Here is a 20,334-nt window from a genome sequence, read left to right as displayed (position 1 = left end):
GGTTGTCCGAAAAGGCAACCTTTTTTTGTGGAATTGTTACGTTCGAAGCCGGAGTCTGCCGCAAACGAAGTGTTACGATCAGGTTTGTTCTACAAATGATAGCCGGTGGCATTCAATTCTGAAAGGCGGTATTGCTCATAAGCTTCTTCATTAAGGGGGTAGTCCCAGCATCCCTGCCGGTGAATTTTTTCTCCGCCAAACCCTGTTTTGAAACGATACAGCCCGTACATAGGATGATCGGGATCGGGTTTTGGGGAAATGCCAAAAAGGTCGTATTCGGTGCATCCGGTTTCTTTGCTTCGGCGTATTGCAGCCCACTGCAGGGCATGACTTGCCTGGAGATTACGATGTCTGGAAGAAGAGGCTCCGTAAAGGTAGGTAGCCCTTTTGCCGGAGCGTGCCAGAAACATTCCGGCAAGTGGTTCTCCGTCTTTTTCAGCCAGAAGCAAGTCTACCTCACCGGGTGACCATGTGTCGTCGGCACGGGTGGTGAATATTTGCTCGAAAAAGGAGATGTCGTTTGATGCCAAACGATTGCGATGATATGTTTCGTCGTACAATTGATACCATTTTGGTAACTCCTCCATGCCGGCATGACGCACTTTCACCCCTTTTCGTTGCGAAAGTCTGATGTTATATCTTGTTTTGGATTTCATCTTCGCCAGCAGTTCATCCTCGTTGTTGTTAAGATCAAGCATGACGGTATGTGCCGGCAACATATCCGAAGGCGCTTTTCGTAAACGAAAATGACGTGTGTCAAAATTCATACGCAGTTCCTGGATATGTGCATCGGGTGGTCCAAGCCAGATACCATCTGCCGAATAAAAGTCATCTTCATTGGCCCAGGGCGATTCCCAGTATAGGTCGTAACGGATGAAAAGACAGTCGTCGGTCAGGAAATTCCGCAACTGTTCAGATATCTCTTCAAGCCATATCCCGCGTCGTTCTTCATCAGGCAGTTGTTCAGGACCAAAAGGTACATAAGCCATATAACGTCCGCCACCAAGTTCCCTGAGCGTTATCAGTATATCGCCTTTCCGCTCTTTGTCATCCGGTGAATGCGGAATGGAGGCTTCATCCTTGCCAAGCGAAAGGTCGAAGGCATGCGGATACCACCCCTGCTTTTTTTTGAGTCGGGCCCAAAAAGCAGTTTGCTGCAATACATTGGTGGGAATGATTTGCTTTGTTTCCTTGGGTTCTACATCTACGTTCATCAGACACACATATTGTAAAAATTTTTGCGAGTTTATAGACGAGCACTAAATATATAAATTATCCTGCCTTTAATATCTTAATATCTAACGCTCTGTTGTTGGCACAAAGGAAACAAAAAACATGCGCAATTAAAAATCAATCTTTCCAGAAATCGATGGTGAAAAGCACGAAAACGGTTGTAAGTTCCAAGCGGCCCAGAATCATCAGAAAAGACAAAAGAATTTTTCCCAATTGCGGGATGGACGCAAAATTACCAGCCGGTCCTACAGCACCAAATCCCGGGCCGATGCCTCCCATAGTTGTTAATACCGAAGATGCAGCAGTGAATGGCTCAACACCCAGAAAAGCCATAATAGCAGAACCGATGGCAAAAGTGACTAAATAGAGCACTATAAAAGAGGTAATTGCACTTACATTCTCATCTTCAATTCGTTCTCCATTGACTCGTACCAGTATTATGGAATTTGGATGTAAAAGCCTTTTCAGGTTTGCAATGAAACTTTTAAAGGCAACAACGTGTCTGATTACTTTTATACCTCCACCGGTACTTCCCACACTTGCACCGATAAACATGAGCATAAATATAATTATCCATCCCTGTGCCGGCCATAACAGGTAATTGTCTGTTGCAAAACCCGTAGCTGTCATAATCGAAATTACCTGGAAAAAACTATTGCGAAAAGCTTTTTCCAATGAGGTTTCTGCGAAAAATACCAATACTAGAGTTACAATCAGACCAGCAAAAAATATGAGTCCTATATATGTTTTGAATTCATCGTTGTTCCATAGTTTTTTAAAATGCCCTTTAATAGTAAAGTAATGAAGTGTGAAATTCATTCCGGAAAGGAGCATAAATATCATTATTACATACTGCGAGTAGGCTGAAAAATTACCTACACTTGCATTTTTGGGAGAAAATCCACCTGTCGCAATAGTACCAAAACTATGACATAATGCATCAAAAAAATTCATATCGCCAGGCAAAAGGACAATAACTTGTATTATGGTCAGTCCTACATAAATTCCCCATAATCTTTTAGCAGTGCTGGCCGTTCTTGGAGTCAGTTTTTCATAAGAAATTCCGGATGCTTCAGATTTAAATAAATTATAACCACCAACTCTCAACATTGGAAGGATGGCCACAACCAATACAATAATTCCCATACCACCAATCCAATGGGTCAGACTGCGCCAATATAGAACGCTTTTAGGAAGTGATTCAATATCAGTTAAAATTGATGATCCGGTGGTTGTAAAACCTGAAGCAGTTTCAAAAAACGCATCGGTAAAGTTGTTTATTGAGTTTGTAAAAAGAAAAGGTAAGGTGCCAAATAGGGATATAATAACCCATGCAAAGGTTACTGTCAGGTAACTTTCGCGTAATCCCAGGCTGGGTTTCAGGTTGATTGACGAACCAATATAGAGTCCCGCCCCTCCGAGAATGGTGATCAACGAAGCATAGAAATGCCCCCAGAAGGTCGTTTCGTTGTAAATCCATACCCAGATAAAGTTTGTACACATAAAGAGCCCCAGGATCACCAGCACCCGGCCAAGTATGTTCAGTACAAATCGTATGTTCATTTGCAGCAGTTTTAGCGCGGCAAAGATAATTTTTTAAAGATCAAAAACAACCACTACCGGACGGTGATCCGAAATATAATTTTCATAATCATCGAAGCAGGCATCAGGACGTATGGTCATGGTTGTATCCAGGTATTCGAACCATTCGTCGGTGATCAGGATGTGGTCGATGTGACTGGGCCAGCCTGGGTACGACCAGTATTCTGTATTCCCGGTGGCTATTGACATGTCGGCAAAACGATAATTCCCGGTATCGTCTGTAAAATTGGAAAACACCTCATCGATTGTTTTCTCTTCGTCCAGTTCATCATTGAAATCTCCGAGAACAATGACAAATTCGTCGGGATAGTGCGCATCAATATAATCTTTAAGCATGTTGGAGGCACCCCTTCTCCTTCCGACGGATTCGCTGTCCCCCATGGCTTTTAAATGCAGGTTAACAAGCAGAAACTCCTGATTGCTCCTACGATGAATGACTTTTATGACAAACGGAGCACGCGGAAAGTAATAATCGTCATTTTCTGTCTCGTCAAACCATACTGTGGTGGCCTCTTCAATAAGCGCTATTTCCGTCATTTTTATCAGATAGGCGGGTGCCAGGCTTTGAGAAGGTTCTGGTGAAATGACATATTCCCATCCATCCAGCTGGTCGGCCAGTTGCTTCAATGCTCCCTCGTTGGTAACTTCCTGAAGCGCAATTATATCTGCATTCAAGTGTTTAATGAGGTTGGCCGTGTGCATAACGGTGTTGTTCTCTTTTGGAAATTGCTCCAGATTGAATGTTGCCACTTCCAGATTTTCGCCCTGTTCAAAAGAAACAACACACTCGGAAAAGGTATTTCCTGTTTTTGTGTCATCATTCCCGTTATCGCACGATGCCCCTAAAAAAGTAAAAGCAAAAAGAATTAAATAATACGGTTTAATCATGGTGTTTATAGATTTTTTTATTCTGGCTTGTTTCTATATAGTGCCTGTCCATAAAATACCATTTGCTGTGTTACGCTCGCCGCCAAAATACTCATTTACGATGAGTAAACTCCGTTTTTGGCAGCTTCGCAAGCCTTGCAACCGGCACTTTCTGCACAGACACACATATTGTGAAAATTTTTGCAAGTTTATGGACGAACACTAAATATGAGTGCGGGATAGAAAGCATCTTTGTTGTTTTAAATTTTTGCATCCACATTAACAGTGAGTTAACTCCGGCACAAAAATTTAAAACGCCTTGATTTTGACAAAAATATGTCTTTTTATACCACACTCATATATCCATTCTGATTCGCCATCCTTTGGGAAAAAGGTTGTTTAAACGATTTCCGACATTCTTTACGAAACCAAGAGGAATATGGTTATAGGTTACGGTCATATAACCTCTGGAAAGCCGATTGTCTGCTTTCGGAGTTTCACCTTTAAGATAATGCAATACAGCTTCTTTGTCCAGGTCAAGTAAAGGAAAAATATGATTGAATTCCCAGCTGAACGCGAGGGCGGGATCAGGAATAAGATTTTTGCGTCCGCTGGTTCCTATCGGTATTCCATAATCTATAACGTTTAGTTTTATTTTCAGCAATTTCAGAATATTTTCCTTTTCTTTAGGAAAGGCCCGCCACAGCTCATTGTCTGCCAGGAATGAATATCGCTCAGGGCTTTTTAGTATCTTTTTTATTACACTGTCAACGGTCGGTGTTTTAATTTTCGTTTTTGGCAACTTTGTTGTTTTTTGGGAAGTAATTTTTTGGGCCGCGGCAATAAAGAAGCCTTCTCCTTTAACTTTGTGGGGATAGAATGCCAGTCCGTTTCCGTTTTTAACGGGTATTTCAGTTATTCCCCATTCTTCCGGGACTTTCAATCGGATTATTTGTGCATTATTTTCAACTGTCAGCCAATTTAAATTCTCTTCATTTTCCCGGGGATTAAAAGTGCAGGTGGAATATATCAGCCAGCCTCCTTCCCTGAGGGCCGGCCACGCATCTTTTAATATGCGACGCTGTCTGACCGCACACATTGCAGCGTTTTCTTCCGACCATTCGCGGCGGGCAGTATCGCCTTTCCTGAACATTCCTTCTCCCGAACAAGGCGCATCTACAATCATGATGTCAAATAGTCCGGGTAACGACGAAAATTCATAAGGGTCGGAACGTGAAACAACAACATTGGGAGCTCCCCATTTCAACATATTTTCCCTGAGTATTCCGGCTCTGGAATGGATGACTTCATTGGTTACCAGCAACCCGTTTCCGTCGAGGTAAGAGGCGAGGAGAGTTGCTTTTCCGCCAGGCGCTCCGCAGAGGTCGAGCACATTTAGAGACTCCCGGGTTTTGTCCGGGATGAGTGTTTCCAAAATATGCCAAAGAATCATGCTGCTGGCTTCCTGTGGATAATAGGCCCCGGCATGAAACAACGGGTCTTTGGTGAAAAACGGTTTTTGGCTGAGATAGAAACCATACTTACACCAGGGAACGGTTTCAGTGCTGAATGAGTCTCCCGATATTTTACGCGGGTTAATACGAACAGAACTTACCGGATGCTTGTTCATACTATGAGTGAATGCATCGTACCCGGCTTCTGAAAAGGTGTCGCGTATGCGTTTCAGAAAAGGTTCCGGAAGAGGTGTTCTGTTTATCATACTACTAAATAGTGTGTGTCTATAAACTCACAAAAATATTTTCACAATATGTGTGTCTGTTCAGAAAGTGCCAGTTGCAAGGCTTGCGAAGTCCGAAAATACGGAGTTTACTCATCGTAAATGAGTAATTTTCGGACGAGCGTAACGCAGCAAATGGTACTTTATGGACAGACACTAAAAATGTTTGAAAATCCGGAGGCAGGGTGCTACTCATGTAAAGTTGCAAAGTAAAACAAAAAATCATTACCGTGGTACTTTTGAAGAATTGCGTTTGCTTTATGATTGTTTCTCTGTGGCCGCTTTTTTCTGTTTCAGTATCCGGCCAGGAGTATGAATCGAAAGAAAAAGGGTTTGAAGTGTGCGTGGTACAGCAAGCGTGGCATACAGGTATAATTATAGAAACAGCAGATGTTGATTCTTTGGTTTGGCCAGAGATTTCGGGTTATCGGCATAAAAGGTATGTTGATATCAGCTGGGGGGACGAAAAATTTTATCAGGTCGAAGGACGGCCGTTCTTCCTGGCAGCCAGGGCTGTGTTGTGGCCCACACAAAGTGTTTTGAGAATTTATCCGTTTGGATTGCCACCAGAAAGATCATACGGAAGCGATGCGCGGATGAAAACAATAGAGTTAAACCGGGAACAGTTTACTTTGCTGTGCAGATTTATTTCAAACAGTTATCTTCGCGATCAGGACAATCAGCCGCAACCGAGTACGGTATATGGTAAAAGCAATATTTACTTTTTGGCAATACGCAATTACCATCTCTTCAGAACCTGCAACACCTGGGTTGCCCTGGCTTTTAAAAATTCGGGATTCGATATCAGGAGCTTCTGTGTTTTAAATGCCAATCAGCTGTTCAGACAATTGGAGAAGATTGATGGATAACGCATATTTTCTGCATCCGGATGTATTATATGGTTGAGTACGGTATCAATAGTCAGTTTAAAAAAGCCTAAACGCAGAGATGCAATGTCGCAAAGTTTTTATTATGAGGGGCAAAGAAGCCCAAATTGGGCGTCTTTACCTTACCAGACATCTGTAAAAGTTTAACGGACTAATAAGACAATATAACTCACAAAAAATATTACGAAAATGGCTGCTTCCCAACGGTCGAGCTTCTTTTTTACGCCTGTAAACATGGCAATGAAAAGACCTATAGTCCCTGCAATAAGAATTGTGACATCGGTATTGAAAACAAAGCTGTAGGTCATAGGCCTTATCAGAGCGCTGGTGCCAAGCAACAAAAAAAATGTTGAAAATATTTGACCCGATAACATTGCCAACTGCTATATCGTTGCTTTTTTTCTTTACTGCCACCAGCGAGGTGACCAATTCGGGCATGGAAGTTCCTGCAGCAATAATTGTTAAACCGATGACTTTTTCGCTTATGTGGAAAAAACGAGCGATATTGACTGCCGAATCGACCACGAGGCGTCCTCCTGCGATCAGGCCTGCCAGACCTGCAACGATTAGCAGCACCGCTTTGCCTGTTTTCATCGGGGAAACTTCCTGGGATAAATTATTATTCCCTTCTTTCATATTGCGGTACACATAGTAGAGAAACAACGCAAAAAGAGCAAGAAGTATCAGCCCGTCTACCCTGGATAGCCGGGAAGCCGTGAAGCCAAAAAGCCCGTCGTTGGCCAGGATCAGCAGTGCCACTGCAGCAACCAGTGACAGGGGAATTTCTTTCCAGACAGTACTGCTTTGCACTGCAATCGGGGCCAGTAATCCGGAAAGACCCAGAATCATAAAAAGATTGAAATTGTTGCTTCCAATGACGTTCCCAAAGGCAATATCGGCATGGCCTTCGACCGATGCAAGTACATTAACGACAAGCTCCGGGGCGGAAGTCCCGAAAGCAACAATGGTTAGTCCTATGGCCAGTTCGGATATGCGATATTTTCTTGCCAGCCCCGATGAACCGCTCACCAGCCAGTCGCCACCACTTACGAGTAAAATAAAGCCACCGATAAGAAGTAAAACTGAAATGATCATACAGAGTGATATAATATGAATTTTATCAGCTTAAAATTAGTCTAAATTATTGATCTGATGGAAATCGAATGCAATAATTTACACATGTTCTCTTGCGACAAACCTTGTTATGCTCGTTTCATCGTGACTAATTTAGTATCTGTCCATAAAGTGCCAATTGCGAGGCTTGCGAAGTCGCCAAAACAGGAGTTTACTCATCCTAAATGAGGATTTGGCGGCAAGCGTAACGAAGCAAGTGGTACTTCATGGACAGAAACTAAGTAGTGCTTGTCTATAAAATAGGAAAAGTTTCCTACTTATCAAGTGTCTGTTAAGAAAGTGCCAGTTGCAAGGCTTGCGAAGCCGCCAAAAACACAGTTTACTTTTCGTAAATGAGTATTTTGGCGGCGAGCGTAACACAGCAACTGGCACTTTATGGACAGACACTAAGTAAGAAACCTTCCGGACTTTTATAGACTGCCACTATTTTTTCACTCCAAAAACCATGATGGTTTTTGTGTTGTAAGTTTCACCAGGTTCCAGGATTGTTGAGGGAAAATTCTCGTGATTGGGCGAGTCGGGGAAATGTTGTGTTTCCAGACAAAGTGCAGCATATTTTTCAAACACAAAGTCGCCTGATCTTAAATGTCCGTCGAGGAAATTACCCGAATAAAATTGTAATCCCGGTTCTTCTGTATAAATTTCCATTGTGCGCCCCGATTGCGGGTCTTCCAGTCTGGCCGCAAAATTCAAAACTTCACCTTCGTTTTCTTTCAGTACAAAGTTGTGGTCGTATCCACCGGGTACCTGGTCGATGCGTGCACCAATTTCATGAGGCTCGGTGAAATCAAAAGGTGTTCCTTCAACAGGCAAAATTTCTCCCGTGGGAATCAGCTCTGAATTCACCGGCGTATAGTGGTCGGCATTCATGGTCAGAATATGGTCCAGTATTAATCCTTCTCCACCCAGGTTGTAAAAAGCATGGTTGGTGAGGTTTATGGGTGTTGCTTTATCGGTTGTGGCGGTATATTCTATATTCAGACTGTCGCCCTCAAGGCTATAAACAACTGTTACGTTGAGGTTTCCGGGATATCCTTCTTCTCCGTCTTCACTTAAATATGTAAGCTTTAACGCGGGGGCACCGGGATTGTTAATCGGCTCTGCTTTCCAGAGTTTCTGGTCGAAGCCATTTGTTCCGCCATGGAGATGATTGGCCCCATCGTTGACCGACAGCTGATAGATACTGTCGTTGAGTGTAAATTGTCCTTTAGCGATTCGGTTTCCATAGCGTCCGATCAGGGCACCAAAGAAGTTTCGCTCTTTCAGGTAAGGTTCAATGGAATCAAATCCCAAAACCACATTTTTCTTTTCTCCTTTTTTGTCGGGCGCGTAGATTGACTTGATAAGACCTCCGAAATTTGAGATCTCTACTTCCAGTCCGGTAGTGCTGGTCAGTTTGTACAATTCAACTGTTCTGCCGTCGGGGAGTTCACCCCAGTTCTGTTGCTCGATACCCGGTTCTTTTGCGGGCGATTGACAACTGAGAAGCCCAAAGCTGAGAGTCAGGGCAGCAAATAAAACCAGTTGTTTTCTTTTCATAGCTATTGAATTTTAGGTCCACAATTTCAGGAAACACAGGTGAAAACAATTTGCTTATTTCCGCTATCTGTGTTTCTGAAGCAGGACAATGTTAGTGTTTTTATGAGTATAAATTACTTTTTCAAAACACTAATTTATCTTTTTTCCCCAAATTGAGAACCCATTTTCCGAAATTCCTGAAAAAAGAATGGTTGTTTTTTTATTCTCCCAGTCCCATCCACGAAAAATAGCATGCGGATAGTTGTTGATATACAGGTAATTATCGTTAATTCGCCAGGATTTTGAATTTTGTGAATTTGTAGAGCCATTTGCGAGGAATTTTATAGTGTCGGCAACGTTGAATGCTTTTCTTGTATATTTCCAGCCTCCGGGAGGAATTTGTCCCTGCCATAAATCCGCCGTGGGGCCGATTTCCTGAAGTTGGATTATTTCCCATTGCCCTGGAATATCGTTACCGGTCACTTTTTTCTTTTTAACCCCGGCATATCTTTGAGGGGATACGACCGGCCATCCGTCGGGGAGCCAGAATATTTCCCGGATGTGCATCAGCATCATTTCATTTGTTGGGGCAAGTCGCCCCTGGTGAAACATGTAATACCTGCCGTTGTCGTTGAGCACGCCACAATGTCCGTTACCCGACCAGCCCGGATGATTACCGAACATATAGCTGTGGGTTAATACCGGAAAGTTGTTGGTAGTATCCCGCAAATCTTTTCCAAAGTAATCGTAGTAAGGCCCTTCCGGTTTGTCCGCTCTACCGACTCGTACATTGTAAAAAGTGAAGAGGGCATCGTATGATACAAACAGGTAATATTTATCCTGGCCCGGATGATAGATAACTTCGGGTGCTTCAAGATTGTGTTTTTTCAGGTTTGCTCTTGAGGCAAGCAGGTGACCCTGGTCGCCTTCACGTTTTGTGAAGCCGGTTTCGGGGTTCAGTTCAACGCAATACAGGCCGCCAAAATAGGAGCCGTAATGCATCCACATTTTTCCTGTTTTGGCATCGGTGATCACCGATGCATCAATGGCATTCATTTTGCTACCTGGTGTGGTTTTGACAACACAACCTTTGTTAGACCAGGGACCAAGCGGATGAGGGGCAGTGGCCAGGCCAATGTATGAGGAATTGGTTCCAAAAGCAGAGACCGAATAGTACATTCTGAATTCGTCGCCCACCTTTTTTACATGTGGCGCCCACATATTTGTGGCTCCTTCTCCGTTGTTGTGGTCACGAACGTGTTTCACGGCCTCTTCGGGTATCTTGTCGAAAGCCCATCCTTCAAACTTCCAGTTAACAAGGTCTTTAGAGCTCCTCATTTGTATGTTACCCATCTGAACTGTATCGTCATAAAATTCTACACCTCTGGGCCGGTAAATGGCGTCGGTCGAATAGACATAATAGGTATCACCTTCCTTGATAACAGAAGGGTCATGTACATTGGCATTTCCCCATTTATCCCGATTACTGAGAGAGGTATATTCGGAATAATCGTCGTTATAAGGATTTTGCCCGGCAGAGGGCCCTGAGTTTTCTCCTTCCTGAACAGACGAACAACCTGCCATAAAAGCAGCAACGAAAAATGTCACAGAAAAAGAAAAAATTGTTGGTTTTTTCATTAGTATATAATTTACTTAAGTTATTGGCCTAATGGAACTCGCATGATTGGGGCTTATACATGTTCTCTTGTGACAAACCTTGCCATGCTCGTTTCATTAGTTTTAACTACTGACTGAATTACTTATTTCTAAAAATCTATACTTCGTTAAACTTTTACAGATGTCTGGTAAGGTAAAGACACCCAATTGGGGCGTCTCTCTAATAATAAAAACTTTGCTTCATTGCGTCTCTGCGTTTAGGCTTTTTTTAACTGACTATTGTAAAAATCTAACAAACTATTGTTTATAGAAGTTGTCTATTTTTTACACATCCTTGCATGGCCGGTTTCTTTGTAAACAAAGCGACGGAGCCGAAGGAGAAATCTGAATCCTGAATAAATGTTAAGACAAAAGTATTGTTTCCGGTAACAGTCAAAGAGGATAAATGTCTTTGATTTGCGGATTTTTGTTGATTTAACCGGCTCAATTGTGGAAAATTTTGATTTGATTCTTTTCTTTGTAAAGAGTTGTTCTTTAGGGTAAATTTTACTTTTTTTACGTTATTAACTTAATTAGTGTTTGCCCATAAAGAGCCATTTACTGTGTTACGCAGCAAATGGCATTTTCCGGACATACACTATTACAGAAGGGGTCATTTTTTTAGCTATTCATGAAATTCCGGATGTCACAAATATTAAAGATTGCTCTTGCCTGGACAGGGATTGTGTTGTTTTGCTCCAATGGACTTGCGTTGAATGTAAAAAGCAGTTTTTTCCCTTACCATATTAACTATATTACCAATGATCATGGCCTGCCTCAGAATACAGTTAATGATATTCTTCTGGATCCTTATGGATTTGTGTGGTTCGGTACCGGTAACGGTCTTGCGCGTTATGATGGATATTCTTTCAATAATTACGGCAAGGATCGGTTGCCATCGAATTTAATTAATTCTCTCGATGCCACATCGGATGGTCTGCTATGGGTTGGCACCAATAAAGGTCTTGGTTTCATTGATTTGGCTACAGATGAAGCCGGCATTTTTCGTCTTACCGAAGAGAAAGAGCAGATTGGGATAACAAAAGTGTATGTCGACTCTTCAGAGAATGTTTGGATTGGCACTGCGGCAGATGGTTTGTATCAATTGAAAGAGAGTAATGGAGAGTATTCTGTTTTCCACTACAGTGTGGTGGTAAACCAGGTTCAGAACCCTTCGATAAATGCACTTGAATTAATTGATGAAAATACCCTTTTGGGCGGAACCGGAGAAGGTCTTTTCTCTATAGACATCGAAAGTGGTGTTTCGGATAAGAATACACTTCTGGAAAATGAGTTTCTGAATGTTGTCATGGATATTAGATCACTTTATAAAGATGCCGGCAACACATTATGGGTAGGCACTTTTTATGGGGTGTTGAGATTTGAGATGGGGCAGGGAACCGGACAATGGTTTTATCCGGACAACCAGGATGACAATGCTCTGGTGCATGGAACCGTAAATGATATTGCAGCCGATCAGTTTGGTACAATTTATATAGGAACACTTGGTGGACTTGAGATATATGATCCGGATATCAGCGGTTTTGTTCATTTTCCACAGGAAGGTCCCGACGATTTCAAACTGAACAATAACTTTATTCGCAGCCTTCTCACCGATAACAAGGGGAATGTCTGGGTTGGTACTGAGAAAGGAGGGGTTAATCATTTCAACCTTTACCAGAAGTCGTTTTATTTTCTGACCCATGATGTGGAAAACGACCATTCTTTATCTGAAGGCCCTGTCAATTCTGTTTTTCGTGATGATGAGGTATTGTGGGTAGGCACTGCCGGCGGCGGGCTAAACAGGATTGGTCAGGGAGAGAACAACCTCAGACATTACCAAAACGATCCTGCGGATAACAGCAGTCTTTCAAGCAATTTCGTTTCTGCTCTGATAAAAGACGACCAGGATCAGTTGTGGGTGGGTACATGGGGGGCAGGCATCAACAAATTACTTAAAGATGGTAGTTTTAAACGGTTTATTGCCGATACCGGTGATGTCCCTAATTCTAATTATAATGTGTTTATCTCATCTTTTTGGCACGATGAACGTGGCTTTCTTCTTGTGGGAACCGAAGGGAAGCTGGCCGTTCTCGACCTGACCACGGAAAGGATTACCGAACTTAACAACGGTCCATTGGCAAAAATCAATGAAGTGGGCTGTTTGCTGAAAGACAGAGAAGATTATTATTGGGTTGGCACCAGGAACGGATTGTTTCGTTTTCCGGCTTCCATGATATCTGCAGGGGGGATAGTGACAGCCCGTGATAATGCTTTACAAGAGTTTTACAGTGTTCCCGAAACAGATACGCCTGGCAGCCTGGCAGGCGATTATGTGCTTAGTCTTACCGAAGACAGGGAAGGAAATATCTGGGCCGGGACATACAGTGACGGGGTTTCGTGCATTAGCCAGACTGATTCGGGCGGATGGAAATTCACTAATTACAGCACCGATAAAGGTCTTTGCAACAATGTGGTTTATGGTATATTAGAGGATCAAAACAACAATTTGTGGATGAGTACCGATCATGGTTTGTCCCGTTTTGATAAAGAAACCGGGTCGTTTTTTAATTTTTACCGTGAAGATGGTCTCTTGAGCAATCAGTTTTACTGGTCGGCCGCCTACAAGTCTGATGATGGTTTCCTCTATTTCGGAAATATCAAAGGGTTGAATTATTTTAACCCGCGAAGCTTCCCGGATTATCCTTTCCGGCCCCGGATTTTTATTTCGGGACTACGGGTCTTTAACAAACCTGTAAAAACAGGGGAAGAACGGCATAACAAAGTGGTTTTGTCCCGCAATATTTATCTGTCCGACACTGTATCTCTAAGCTATCGTGACAATGTTATCACTTTTGAATTTACTGCGATTGATTATTTTCATCCGCAAAAAATCAAATATGCTTATAAACTGGAAGGTGTGGATAAACAATGGGTCGAAGTTGACAGCGACCAGCGTTTTGCCAACTATACCAACCTTGACGGAGGTTCATACCGGTTCAGAGTAAAGGCTACCAACAGCGATGGCGAATGGAACAGTCCTGAGAAAGTCATTACCCTTATTATCAGGCCGCCTTTCTGGCAAACCACCTGGTTCAAAGTTTTGCTTTTGATTGTTATTGTTTCGTTGTCGGTTGCCTACGCCCGTCACCATACACGACGCTTAAGAATACAAAAGCGTACCCTGGAAAACATGATGAAAGAGAGAACCCGGCAGATTCAGGAGCAGAAAGACCAGTTAAGTCGGCAGGCACTCGAACTGGCAAATACCAATAAAGCGCTTGAGCATCGTCAAAAACTTATTGAAGGTCAGAAAAATGAGCTTGAAACCAAAAATAGTAAGATTCTGGAGCAACGCGACAGACTAATTGAACTCAACAAAAAGGTGAAAGCTGTAAATCAGTCAAAGCTCCGGTTTTTCACCAATGTTTCACATGAATTCAGAACTCCGCTCACATTAATTCTGGCGCCGCTCGAAAATTTACTCGAGGATAGTTCTTTGCCTGAATCGGTTCACAGCTCACTGAAAACCATCGAAAGAAACACCAAGAGATTGTTGATGCTTATTAATCAGCTTCTTACTTTTAGAAAGATGGAGTCCGGAAAATTTAATGTTCAGGCTGTCAAAGGAGACCTGTTCACGTTTTTGAATGAAATTTACCACGCTTTTGATGGTTTGGCTTCGGACCATAATATCGACTACATTTCAAGGATAGATGTGCCGCACGATGAATTTTGGTACGACAGGGAAAAGCTCGAAAATATTTTGTATAATCTGTTGTCCAATGCTTTTAAATTCACTCCTTTTGGAGGTCAGATCATTTTTTCAGCAAGAGTTAAAAAGGAAAACGATGCATCGATGCTTTACATTGACGTTTCGGATACCGGACCAGGAATCCGGGAGAGTGACCGTGAAAAAATATTTGACCGGTTCTACAGGGCAGATGAACTGGTAAAAGCCGCCAAAGGCAGTGGTATTGGCCTTGCACTCACCCGTGAATTGGTTGAAGCTTTGCATGGACGGATATCAGTCGAAAACAGAGCCGGTGGTGGTGCTTCTTTTAAGGTTTTCCTCCCATGTGACGGTAAGGAGTTTGGAGCCGATGAAATGGAAAAAACCGGGCCGGGCCCTGTATTATCGGATGAATTGCGAGAGAAAGTTCAAGTCATAAGGGATGAAATGTCTGAATGGAATGAGGGGACAGAGACAGAAGAAACAGAACCCGTACAGAAGCCGGTCGTTCTGGTGGTGGAAGATAACAGGGAACTGGGCAGACTTATCAGAAAATCCCTGGCGCCATATTATAACGTAATGGAAGCAGCCAATGGAAAAGATGCTTATGAGCTGGCCAAAGATCATCAACTTGATCTGGTTATCAGTGATATCATGATGCCGGTGATGGATGGAATCGAACTTTGTCATCAACTTAAAAATAACATTTACACCAGTCATGTGCCCGTTATTCTTCTTTCAGCCAGGGCTCTGGTAGAACATCAGCTTGAAGGACTGAAAACCGGCGCCGATGATTATATATCCAAGCCGTTTAGTATGAAGATTTTGAAAGCCAGAGCCGACAATCTGATTGAAACACGTAAAAAATTGCGTGCTCTTTTTAGTAATAATGTTCCACAAAGTAATGAAGAACTAGAGGCAGTCTCTTCTCTTGACCGGCAATTCATGGAGAAAGCTTATCAGGTACTGGAGGATAATTATTCGAATGCTGATTTTAGTGTGGAGAGCTTTGCAGGCCTGATGTTTGTTTCGCGAAGTTTATTGTACAAAAAGCTGAAAGCACTTGCGGGCTTGTCTCCCAATGATTTTATTACGATGTTCAGGTTGAAAAAATCTTTGGATTATCTCCGGAACGGAGCTGTTTCAGTGAATGAAGTAGCTTACAAAATCGGATTCAACGACCCGAAATATTTTAGCCGGGTATTTAAAAAGTTTTATCGCGAAACACCAAGCGACTATTTAAAGCGGTGCAGAAGCCAAATGTGACCGTTTTTGGTTACGGATTGAAAAAATATTTCTAAAAAACATTTTAAAAGTAGAAAATACTTTTTAATTTAGTCCCATAAAATTGTTTGGCAACCGGCCCATGAAACGAGTCCCGATTATTCGGGACGAGTTTCATCAGGTCAATAGCTTAGATATACTAATGAGCACAAAGGAAAAAGAAAAAATGGTTTTATCTGATTTATATGGAAATCATCCAAAGCAATATCTTGCAGTTGATTGCGTTATTTTTGGCTATGAAGATTATGAGCTTAAGTTGCTGCTGCATCGTCGTCCAATTCAACCCCAAAAAGGGGGCTGGTCATTGATGGGCGGTTTCTGTGGTAACGAAGAAACGCTGGAAATGGCAGCCAAAAGAGTTTTGGAGCAAACAACCGGTCTTACAGATATATACCTTGAGCAAGTTGCTGCGTTTTCAAAGCCTGATCGTGATCCTGCTGCCAGGGTTGTTTCGGTTGCTTTTTATGCTTTGATAAGGATAGATCAGCATGATGAGGAAAAAGTTAAGAACAGTGGTGCACAGTGGTGGTCTATCAATGAAATTCCTCCGTTGATTTTTGATCACCAGGAAATTGTGAGTAAGGCAAAAGAGCGTTTGCAGATGAAGGCCAGTTTAGAGTTGGTGGGAAGAGAATTGTTACCCGAGAAATTTACCCTGATGCAGTTGCGAAGGTTGTATGAAGCAATTTATCAGCGTGAACTGGACCCCGGTAATTTCAGGAAAAAAGTTCTTTCCCTCAATGTACTGGAAAAGACCAATACGAAAAATACAACCGAATCCAAAAAGGGAGCATTTAATTACCGGTTTCGCGACAATGCCGATGAGTTAAACGGACATGAGCGTGTGGTTAAATTATAAATATAGTGTCTGTCCGTAAAGTGCCATTTACTGTGTTGCGCTCGTCCGAAAATTACTCATTTACGATGAGTAAACTCCGTATTTTCGGACTTCGCAAGCCTTGTAAAGGAGACTTTCAGAACAGACACACATGTTGTAAAAATTTTTGCGTGTTTTCAGATGAATACTAAATAGTTGATTAAAAGTATTTTGGATAGATTTTACCCGCTATTGACAAAAAAACAAATTATTATACTAAAAAAGGAGTTAGCGATGCACGACCTGAAAAAATTTGAAGTCTGGTTTGTTACCGGAAGCCAGCATTTGTACGGTGATGAAGCTTTGAAAGAAGTAGACGCACATTCGAAAAAAATTGCAGATGCACTTGACGAATCGTCCCAAATACCTGTAAAAGTGGTATTTAAACCAGTGGTAACCACTCCCGATGCCATCTATGAAGTTTGTATGCAGGCCAATCAGAAGGAAAATTGTGTTGGGCTGATTACATGGATGCACACTTTTTCTCCGGCTAAGATGTGGATTGCCGGACTAAAGACATTGCAAAAACCATTTGTGCATTTACATACACAATTTAATCGTGATATTCCCTGGTCGGAGATTGATATGGACTTCATGAACCTGAACCAGTCGGCTCATGGCGGTCGGGAATTTGGTTTTATTGCCAGCCGTATGCGCATCAACCGGAAGGTGGTTGTTGGTCACTGGCAGGATGAAGATGTACAGCGGCAGGTGGGTGTGTGGACACGTGCAGCAGTCGGGTTCCATACAATGAAGAATATGAAAGTAGCCCGCTTTGGTGACAATATGCGCAATGTTGCCGTAACCGAAGGTGATAAAGTAGATGCCCAGATAAAGTTTGGTATGGATGTGAAAGGTTATGGCATTTGTGACCTTGTAGATGTTATTGAAACCATTAAGGATGCAGAAATCGACACTTTGTGTGCTGAAATAGAAAGCAATTATCAGGTGGCTGATAATCTGAAGAAAGGAGGAGACAGACATGAATCCCTGCGCGAATCATGCCGCATAGAACTCGGACTCCGAAAGTTTCTCGATGATGGAGGGTTTTCTGCTTTTACCACTACATTTGAAGACCTTCACGGCATGAAGCAGCTGCCCGGTTTTGCCGTTCAGCGTCTTATGGCCGATGGATATGGTTTTGGTGCAGAAGGAGACTGGAAAACTGCAGCCCTGACGCATGTGATGAAAATTATGGCTACCGGTCTTGAAGGCGGTACCTCCTTTATGGAGGATTACACTTATCATCTCGATCCTTCCGGACAAAAGGTACTTGGTGCTCACATGCTTGAGGTTTGTGAATCCATTGCAGAGGGAACACCTAAAGTTGAAATTCACCCGCTTGGCATAGGCGGAAAAGAGGATCCTATCCGCTCGCGTTTCTCTGTTGCTCCCGGTCCGGCTATTAATGCTTCAATGATGGATATGGGCAACCGTTTCCGCCTGGTAGTGAATCCGGTTGATGTTGTCAGGCAGCCACAGGAAATGCCTAAACTTCCGGTTGCAAGCGCTTTGTGGATTCCTAAACCCGACCTCAAAACAGGAGCTACGGCATGGATACTTGCAGGTGGAGCACACCATACGGTTTTCAGCAAAGCCCTGACAGCAGAATTTATGGAGGATTTTGCTGAAATGGCCGGCATGGAATTTTTGCTGATTGATGAAGGAACCACTATTAGCGAGTTCAAAAAGGAATTACGTTGGAACGATTTATATTATCATCTGAATCGGGGAATTTAAACTACTAACACTCATTTTAAATCAGATAAATTATGGAATCAGCTTTTGCAACGCTTGACTGGATTATATTTGCAGTTTATGCTTTTGTAATCCTGGGGATGGGCCTTCTTATCTCGAAAGGGAAAAAAGGAGTTGAGAAAACCGCCCAGGACTATTTTCTGGCCAATAAATCATTGACATGGTGGGCTATAGGTGCCTCTCTGATTGCCGCAAACATTTCGGCCGAACAGTTTATCGGCATGTCGGGATCGGGTTACGCCCTTGGTATCGGTATTGCCTGTTATGAATGGATTGCTGCGGCTTCACTCATTGTTATTGCTAAGTACTTTATTCCCATTTTTATTGAGAAGAAGATTTATACAATGCCCCAGTTTCTGGCGCAACGTTATTCAAAGGGGGTAAGTACGGCTTTTGCTATTTTCTGGTTGTTGGTTTACGTGTTTGTTAACCTTACTTCTATAACGTACATGGGCGCCCTGGCCATGCAAACCATTTTGGGGATTCCTTTGATGTACGGAATTGTTGGACTTGCACTTTTTTCCGGTATTTATTCCATCTACGGCGGATTAAAGGCAGTAGCCTGGACCGATGTTGTTCAGGTAGTTTTCCTTATTTTCGGCGGACTTGTGACTACGTATGTCGCTTTGGATGCTGTTGGTGGCGTTGATGCTGGACCAATTAAAGGTTTTCAGAATTTGTTCGAAGGTGCCCGAGATCACTTCCACATGATTGCAACAGCAGATAAAATGCCTGATGTATTTTCGGATCTTCCCGGGCTTGGAATTATTTTAGGAGGTATCTGGCTGACCAACTTCGGCTACTGGGGATTTAACCAGTATATTATTCAGAAGGGTTTGGCAGCCAAGTCTGTGACTGAAGCCAAAAGAGGGCTTTTGTTTGGTGCCTATCTTAAAATATTGATTCCTTTGATTGTAGTTATTCCCGGCATTGCTGCTTTTTATCTTGACAGTCAGACAGCTACACATTTGGTAAGTAAGCCCGATGAAGCTTATCCTTTCCTTTTGGCTGAGCACATGCCAATTGGCGTCAGAGGACTTGCCTTCGCTGCACTTGCCGCGGCTATTGTTTCGTCCCTGGCTTCAATGATCAATTCAACTTCTACTATTTTTACGGTAGATATCTATAAGCCGTATTTCAATCCCAATGCAACAGATAAACAACAGGTGCGTGTGGGCAGGACCGTTGCGTTTGCGGCTTTGTTTATTGCTGTGTTTATCGCCCCGATATTGAGCAACCTTGAACAGGCCTTCCAATATATTCAGGAATATACAGGTTTTATCTATCCGGGTGTTGTAGTGGTGTTCTTTATGGGATTGTTCTGGAGGCAGGCCACCAACCGCGCTGCCTTATGGACAGCCATTCTTACCTTACCACTTGGTTTCGGATTTAAATTCGGGTTCCCCGATATGCCGTGGATGATGCGCATGGGGTATGTTTTCGTGGTTCTGGTATTTGTGGCTTCAATTATCACCTTTGTTGATAAGAAAGTTTGGACCACCGATACGAAACATGTTGTTCGTCCCGGATTTATCAGGGGTGGATACATTATGCTTACAATTGGTGCTATCGCTGCAGTAATCGGATTTGTAGGGATCAATATACATTTCTTAAACAATTTGGGAATAGAGAGTATATTTATGCTTGCGGCAGCATTTCTCTTTGTAGGTATTATCCTCATCTCGAACGAGAAGATTATTGCTGCAGACAGAAAGGCTATTGAAACCGATCCGCAAAGTTTCAAAACCGGAAAAGTCTTTAATATCGGTGCTATCGGTATTATAGTGATTCTCGGCTTGTTATATGGCGTTTTCTGGTAAAAACAGCTGTCAATACTTAGTGCGTGTCCATAAAGTAGGAAAAGATTCCTACTTATCATGTGTCTGTTCAGAAAGTGCCAGTTGCAAGGCTTGCGAAGCCGCCAAAAAGGAGTTTACTCATCGTAAATGAGTATTTTGGCGGCGAGCGTAACACAGCAAATGGTACTTTATGGACAGGCAACATTAAGTATTCATCTATAAACTTTCGAAAATTTTTCAGTATGTGT

The 20,334-nt window shown here is 42.6% G+C and carries 12 protein-coding genes; 5 read left to right on the top strand and 7 right to left on the bottom strand.

What is annotated here, in order from left to right:
* Positions 1-89: 89 nt before the first annotated feature.
* From OQ5_RS0107570 to OQ5_RS0107555, 4 genes are all read right to left on the bottom strand, one after another.
* Positions 90-1,214, bottom strand: coding sequence for a lipid II:glycine glycyltransferase FemX (locus OQ5_RS0107570; protein WP_016776906.1), 1,125 nt, complete (start codon positions 1,212-1,214; stop codon positions 90-92).
* A gap of 136 nt (positions 1,215-1,350) precedes the next feature.
* Positions 1,351-2,796 carry a TrkH family potassium uptake protein gene (locus tag OQ5_RS0107565; RefSeq protein ID WP_016776905.1) on the bottom strand — a complete coding sequence of 482 codons (1,446 nt, stop codon included), beginning with the start codon at positions 2,794-2,796 and terminating at the stop codon, positions 1,351-1,353.
* Between the two features lie 33 nt (positions 2,797-2,829).
* On the bottom strand, positions 2,830-3,723 hold the full coding sequence (locus OQ5_RS0107560; protein WP_016776904.1) for an endonuclease/exonuclease/phosphatase family protein: 894 nt from the start codon (positions 3,721-3,723) through the stop codon (positions 2,830-2,832).
* A gap of 334 nt (positions 3,724-4,057) precedes the next feature.
* Positions 4,058-5,422: a methyltransferase RsmF C-terminal domain-like protein gene (locus tag OQ5_RS0107555; RefSeq protein WP_016776903.1), complete on the bottom strand. Its 1,365-nt coding sequence runs from the start codon at positions 5,420-5,422 to the stop codon at positions 4,058-4,060.
* Positions 5,423-5,700: 278 nt separating this feature from the next.
* Here OQ5_RS0107555 and OQ5_RS0107550 point away from each other — a divergent pair, with 278 nt between their 5' ends.
* Positions 5,701-6,309, top strand: coding sequence for a DUF2459 domain-containing protein (locus tag OQ5_RS0107550; RefSeq protein WP_016776902.1), 609 nt, complete (start codon positions 5,701-5,703; stop codon positions 6,307-6,309).
* A gap of 135 nt (positions 6,310-6,444) precedes the next feature.
* Here OQ5_RS0107550 and OQ5_RS20520 read toward each other — a convergent pair whose 3' ends face one another.
* The 3 genes from OQ5_RS20520 to OQ5_RS0107535 all read right to left on the bottom strand — a co-directional run bounded on the left by OQ5_RS20520 (position 6,445) and on the right by OQ5_RS0107535 (position 10,617).
* Entirely contained in the window at positions 6,445-7,422 is a 978-nt protein-coding gene (locus OQ5_RS20520; RefSeq protein ID WP_218054510.1) for a calcium/sodium antiporter, read from the bottom strand.
* Positions 7,423-7,884: 462 nt separating this feature from the next.
* Positions 7,885-9,000: an aldose epimerase family protein gene (locus tag OQ5_RS0107540; protein ID WP_016776901.1), complete on the bottom strand. Its 1,116-nt coding sequence runs from the start codon at positions 8,998-9,000 to the stop codon at positions 7,885-7,887.
* Between the two features lie 129 nt (positions 9,001-9,129).
* Entirely contained in the window at positions 9,130-10,617 is a 1,488-nt protein-coding gene (locus OQ5_RS0107535) for an arabinan endo-1,5-alpha-L-arabinosidase (protein WP_016776900.1), read from the bottom strand.
* 661 nt (positions 10,618-11,278) lie between these two features.
* On the opposite strand from OQ5_RS0107535, the gene OQ5_RS0107530 reads away from it, so the two are divergent.
* From OQ5_RS0107530 to OQ5_RS0107515, 4 genes are all read left to right on the top strand, one after another.
* Complete coding sequence (locus OQ5_RS0107530; protein ID WP_100221895.1) at positions 11,279-15,634, top strand: hybrid sensor histidine kinase/response regulator transcription factor; 4,356 nt, start codon at positions 11,279-11,281, stop codon at positions 15,632-15,634.
* A 160-nt stretch (positions 15,635-15,794) separates the two neighbouring features.
* A complete protein-coding gene (locus OQ5_RS0107525) occupies positions 15,795-16,511 on the top strand; it encodes an NUDIX hydrolase (protein ID WP_016776898.1) in 717 nt (238 codons plus the stop codon).
* 252 nt (positions 16,512-16,763) lie between these two features.
* Positions 16,764-18,269 (top strand): L-arabinose isomerase, encoded by a 1,506-nt coding sequence (araA, locus tag OQ5_RS0107520; protein ID WP_016776897.1) that lies wholly within the window; start codon positions 16,764-16,766, stop codon positions 18,267-18,269.
* A 32-nt stretch (positions 18,270-18,301) separates the two neighbouring features.
* Positions 18,302-20,107 carry a sodium/sugar symporter gene (locus OQ5_RS0107515; protein ID WP_016776896.1) on the top strand — a complete coding sequence of 602 codons (1,806 nt, stop codon included), beginning with the start codon at positions 18,302-18,304 and terminating at the stop codon, positions 20,105-20,107.
* Positions 20,108-20,334 lie beyond the last annotated feature (227 nt).

Origin of the sequence: Anaerophaga thermohalophila str. Valhall (genome assembly GCF_000250735.1) — a bacterium.
Taxonomy (GTDB): domain Bacteria; phylum Bacteroidota; class Bacteroidia; order Bacteroidales; family Marinilabiliaceae; genus Anaerophaga; species Anaerophaga thermohalophila_A.
The sequence above is the reverse complement of the archived record's forward strand: the minus strand, read 5'-3'. Positions and strand labels throughout refer to the sequence as shown.

What these genes read in the sequence shown, in the direction of transcription:
- OQ5_RS0107570 (WP_016776906.1), bottom strand. Translation starts at nt 1,214, where the DNA reads ATGAACGTAGATGTAGAACCCAAGGAAACAAAGCAAATCATTCCCACC.
- OQ5_RS0107565 (WP_016776905.1), bottom strand. Translation starts at nt 2,796, where the DNA reads ATGAACATACGATTTGTACTGAACATACTTGGCCGGGTGCTGGTGATC.
- OQ5_RS0107560 (WP_016776904.1), bottom strand. Translation starts at nt 3,723, where the DNA reads ATGATTAAACCGTATTATTTAATTCTTTTTGCTTTTACTTTTTTAGGG.
- OQ5_RS0107555 (WP_016776903.1), bottom strand. Translation starts at nt 5,422, where the DNA reads ATGATAAACAGAACACCTCTTCCGGAACCTTTTCTGAAACGCATACGC.
- OQ5_RS0107550 (WP_016776902.1), top strand. Translation starts at nt 5,701, where the DNA reads ATGATTGTTTCTCTGTGGCCGCTTTTTTCTGTTTCAGTATCCGGCCAG.
- OQ5_RS20520 (WP_218054510.1), bottom strand. Translation starts at nt 7,422, where the DNA reads ATGATCATTTCAGTTTTACTTCTTATCGGTGGCTTTATTTTACTCGTA.
- OQ5_RS0107540 (WP_016776901.1), bottom strand. Translation starts at nt 9,000, where the DNA reads ATGAAAAGAAAACAACTGGTTTTATTTGCTGCCCTGACTCTCAGCTTT.
- OQ5_RS0107535 (WP_016776900.1), bottom strand. Translation starts at nt 10,617, where the DNA reads ATGAAAAAACCAACAATTTTTTCTTTTTCTGTGACATTTTTCGTTGCT.
- OQ5_RS0107530 (WP_100221895.1), top strand. Translation starts at nt 11,279, where the DNA reads ATGTCACAAATATTAAAGATTGCTCTTGCCTGGACAGGGATTGTGTTG.
- OQ5_RS0107525 (WP_016776898.1), top strand. Translation starts at nt 15,795, where the DNA reads ATGAGCACAAAGGAAAAAGAAAAAATGGTTTTATCTGATTTATATGGA.
- araA (WP_016776897.1), top strand. Translation starts at nt 16,764, where the DNA reads ATGCACGACCTGAAAAAATTTGAAGTCTGGTTTGTTACCGGAAGCCAG.
- OQ5_RS0107515 (WP_016776896.1), top strand. Translation starts at nt 18,302, where the DNA reads ATGGAATCAGCTTTTGCAACGCTTGACTGGATTATATTTGCAGTTTAT.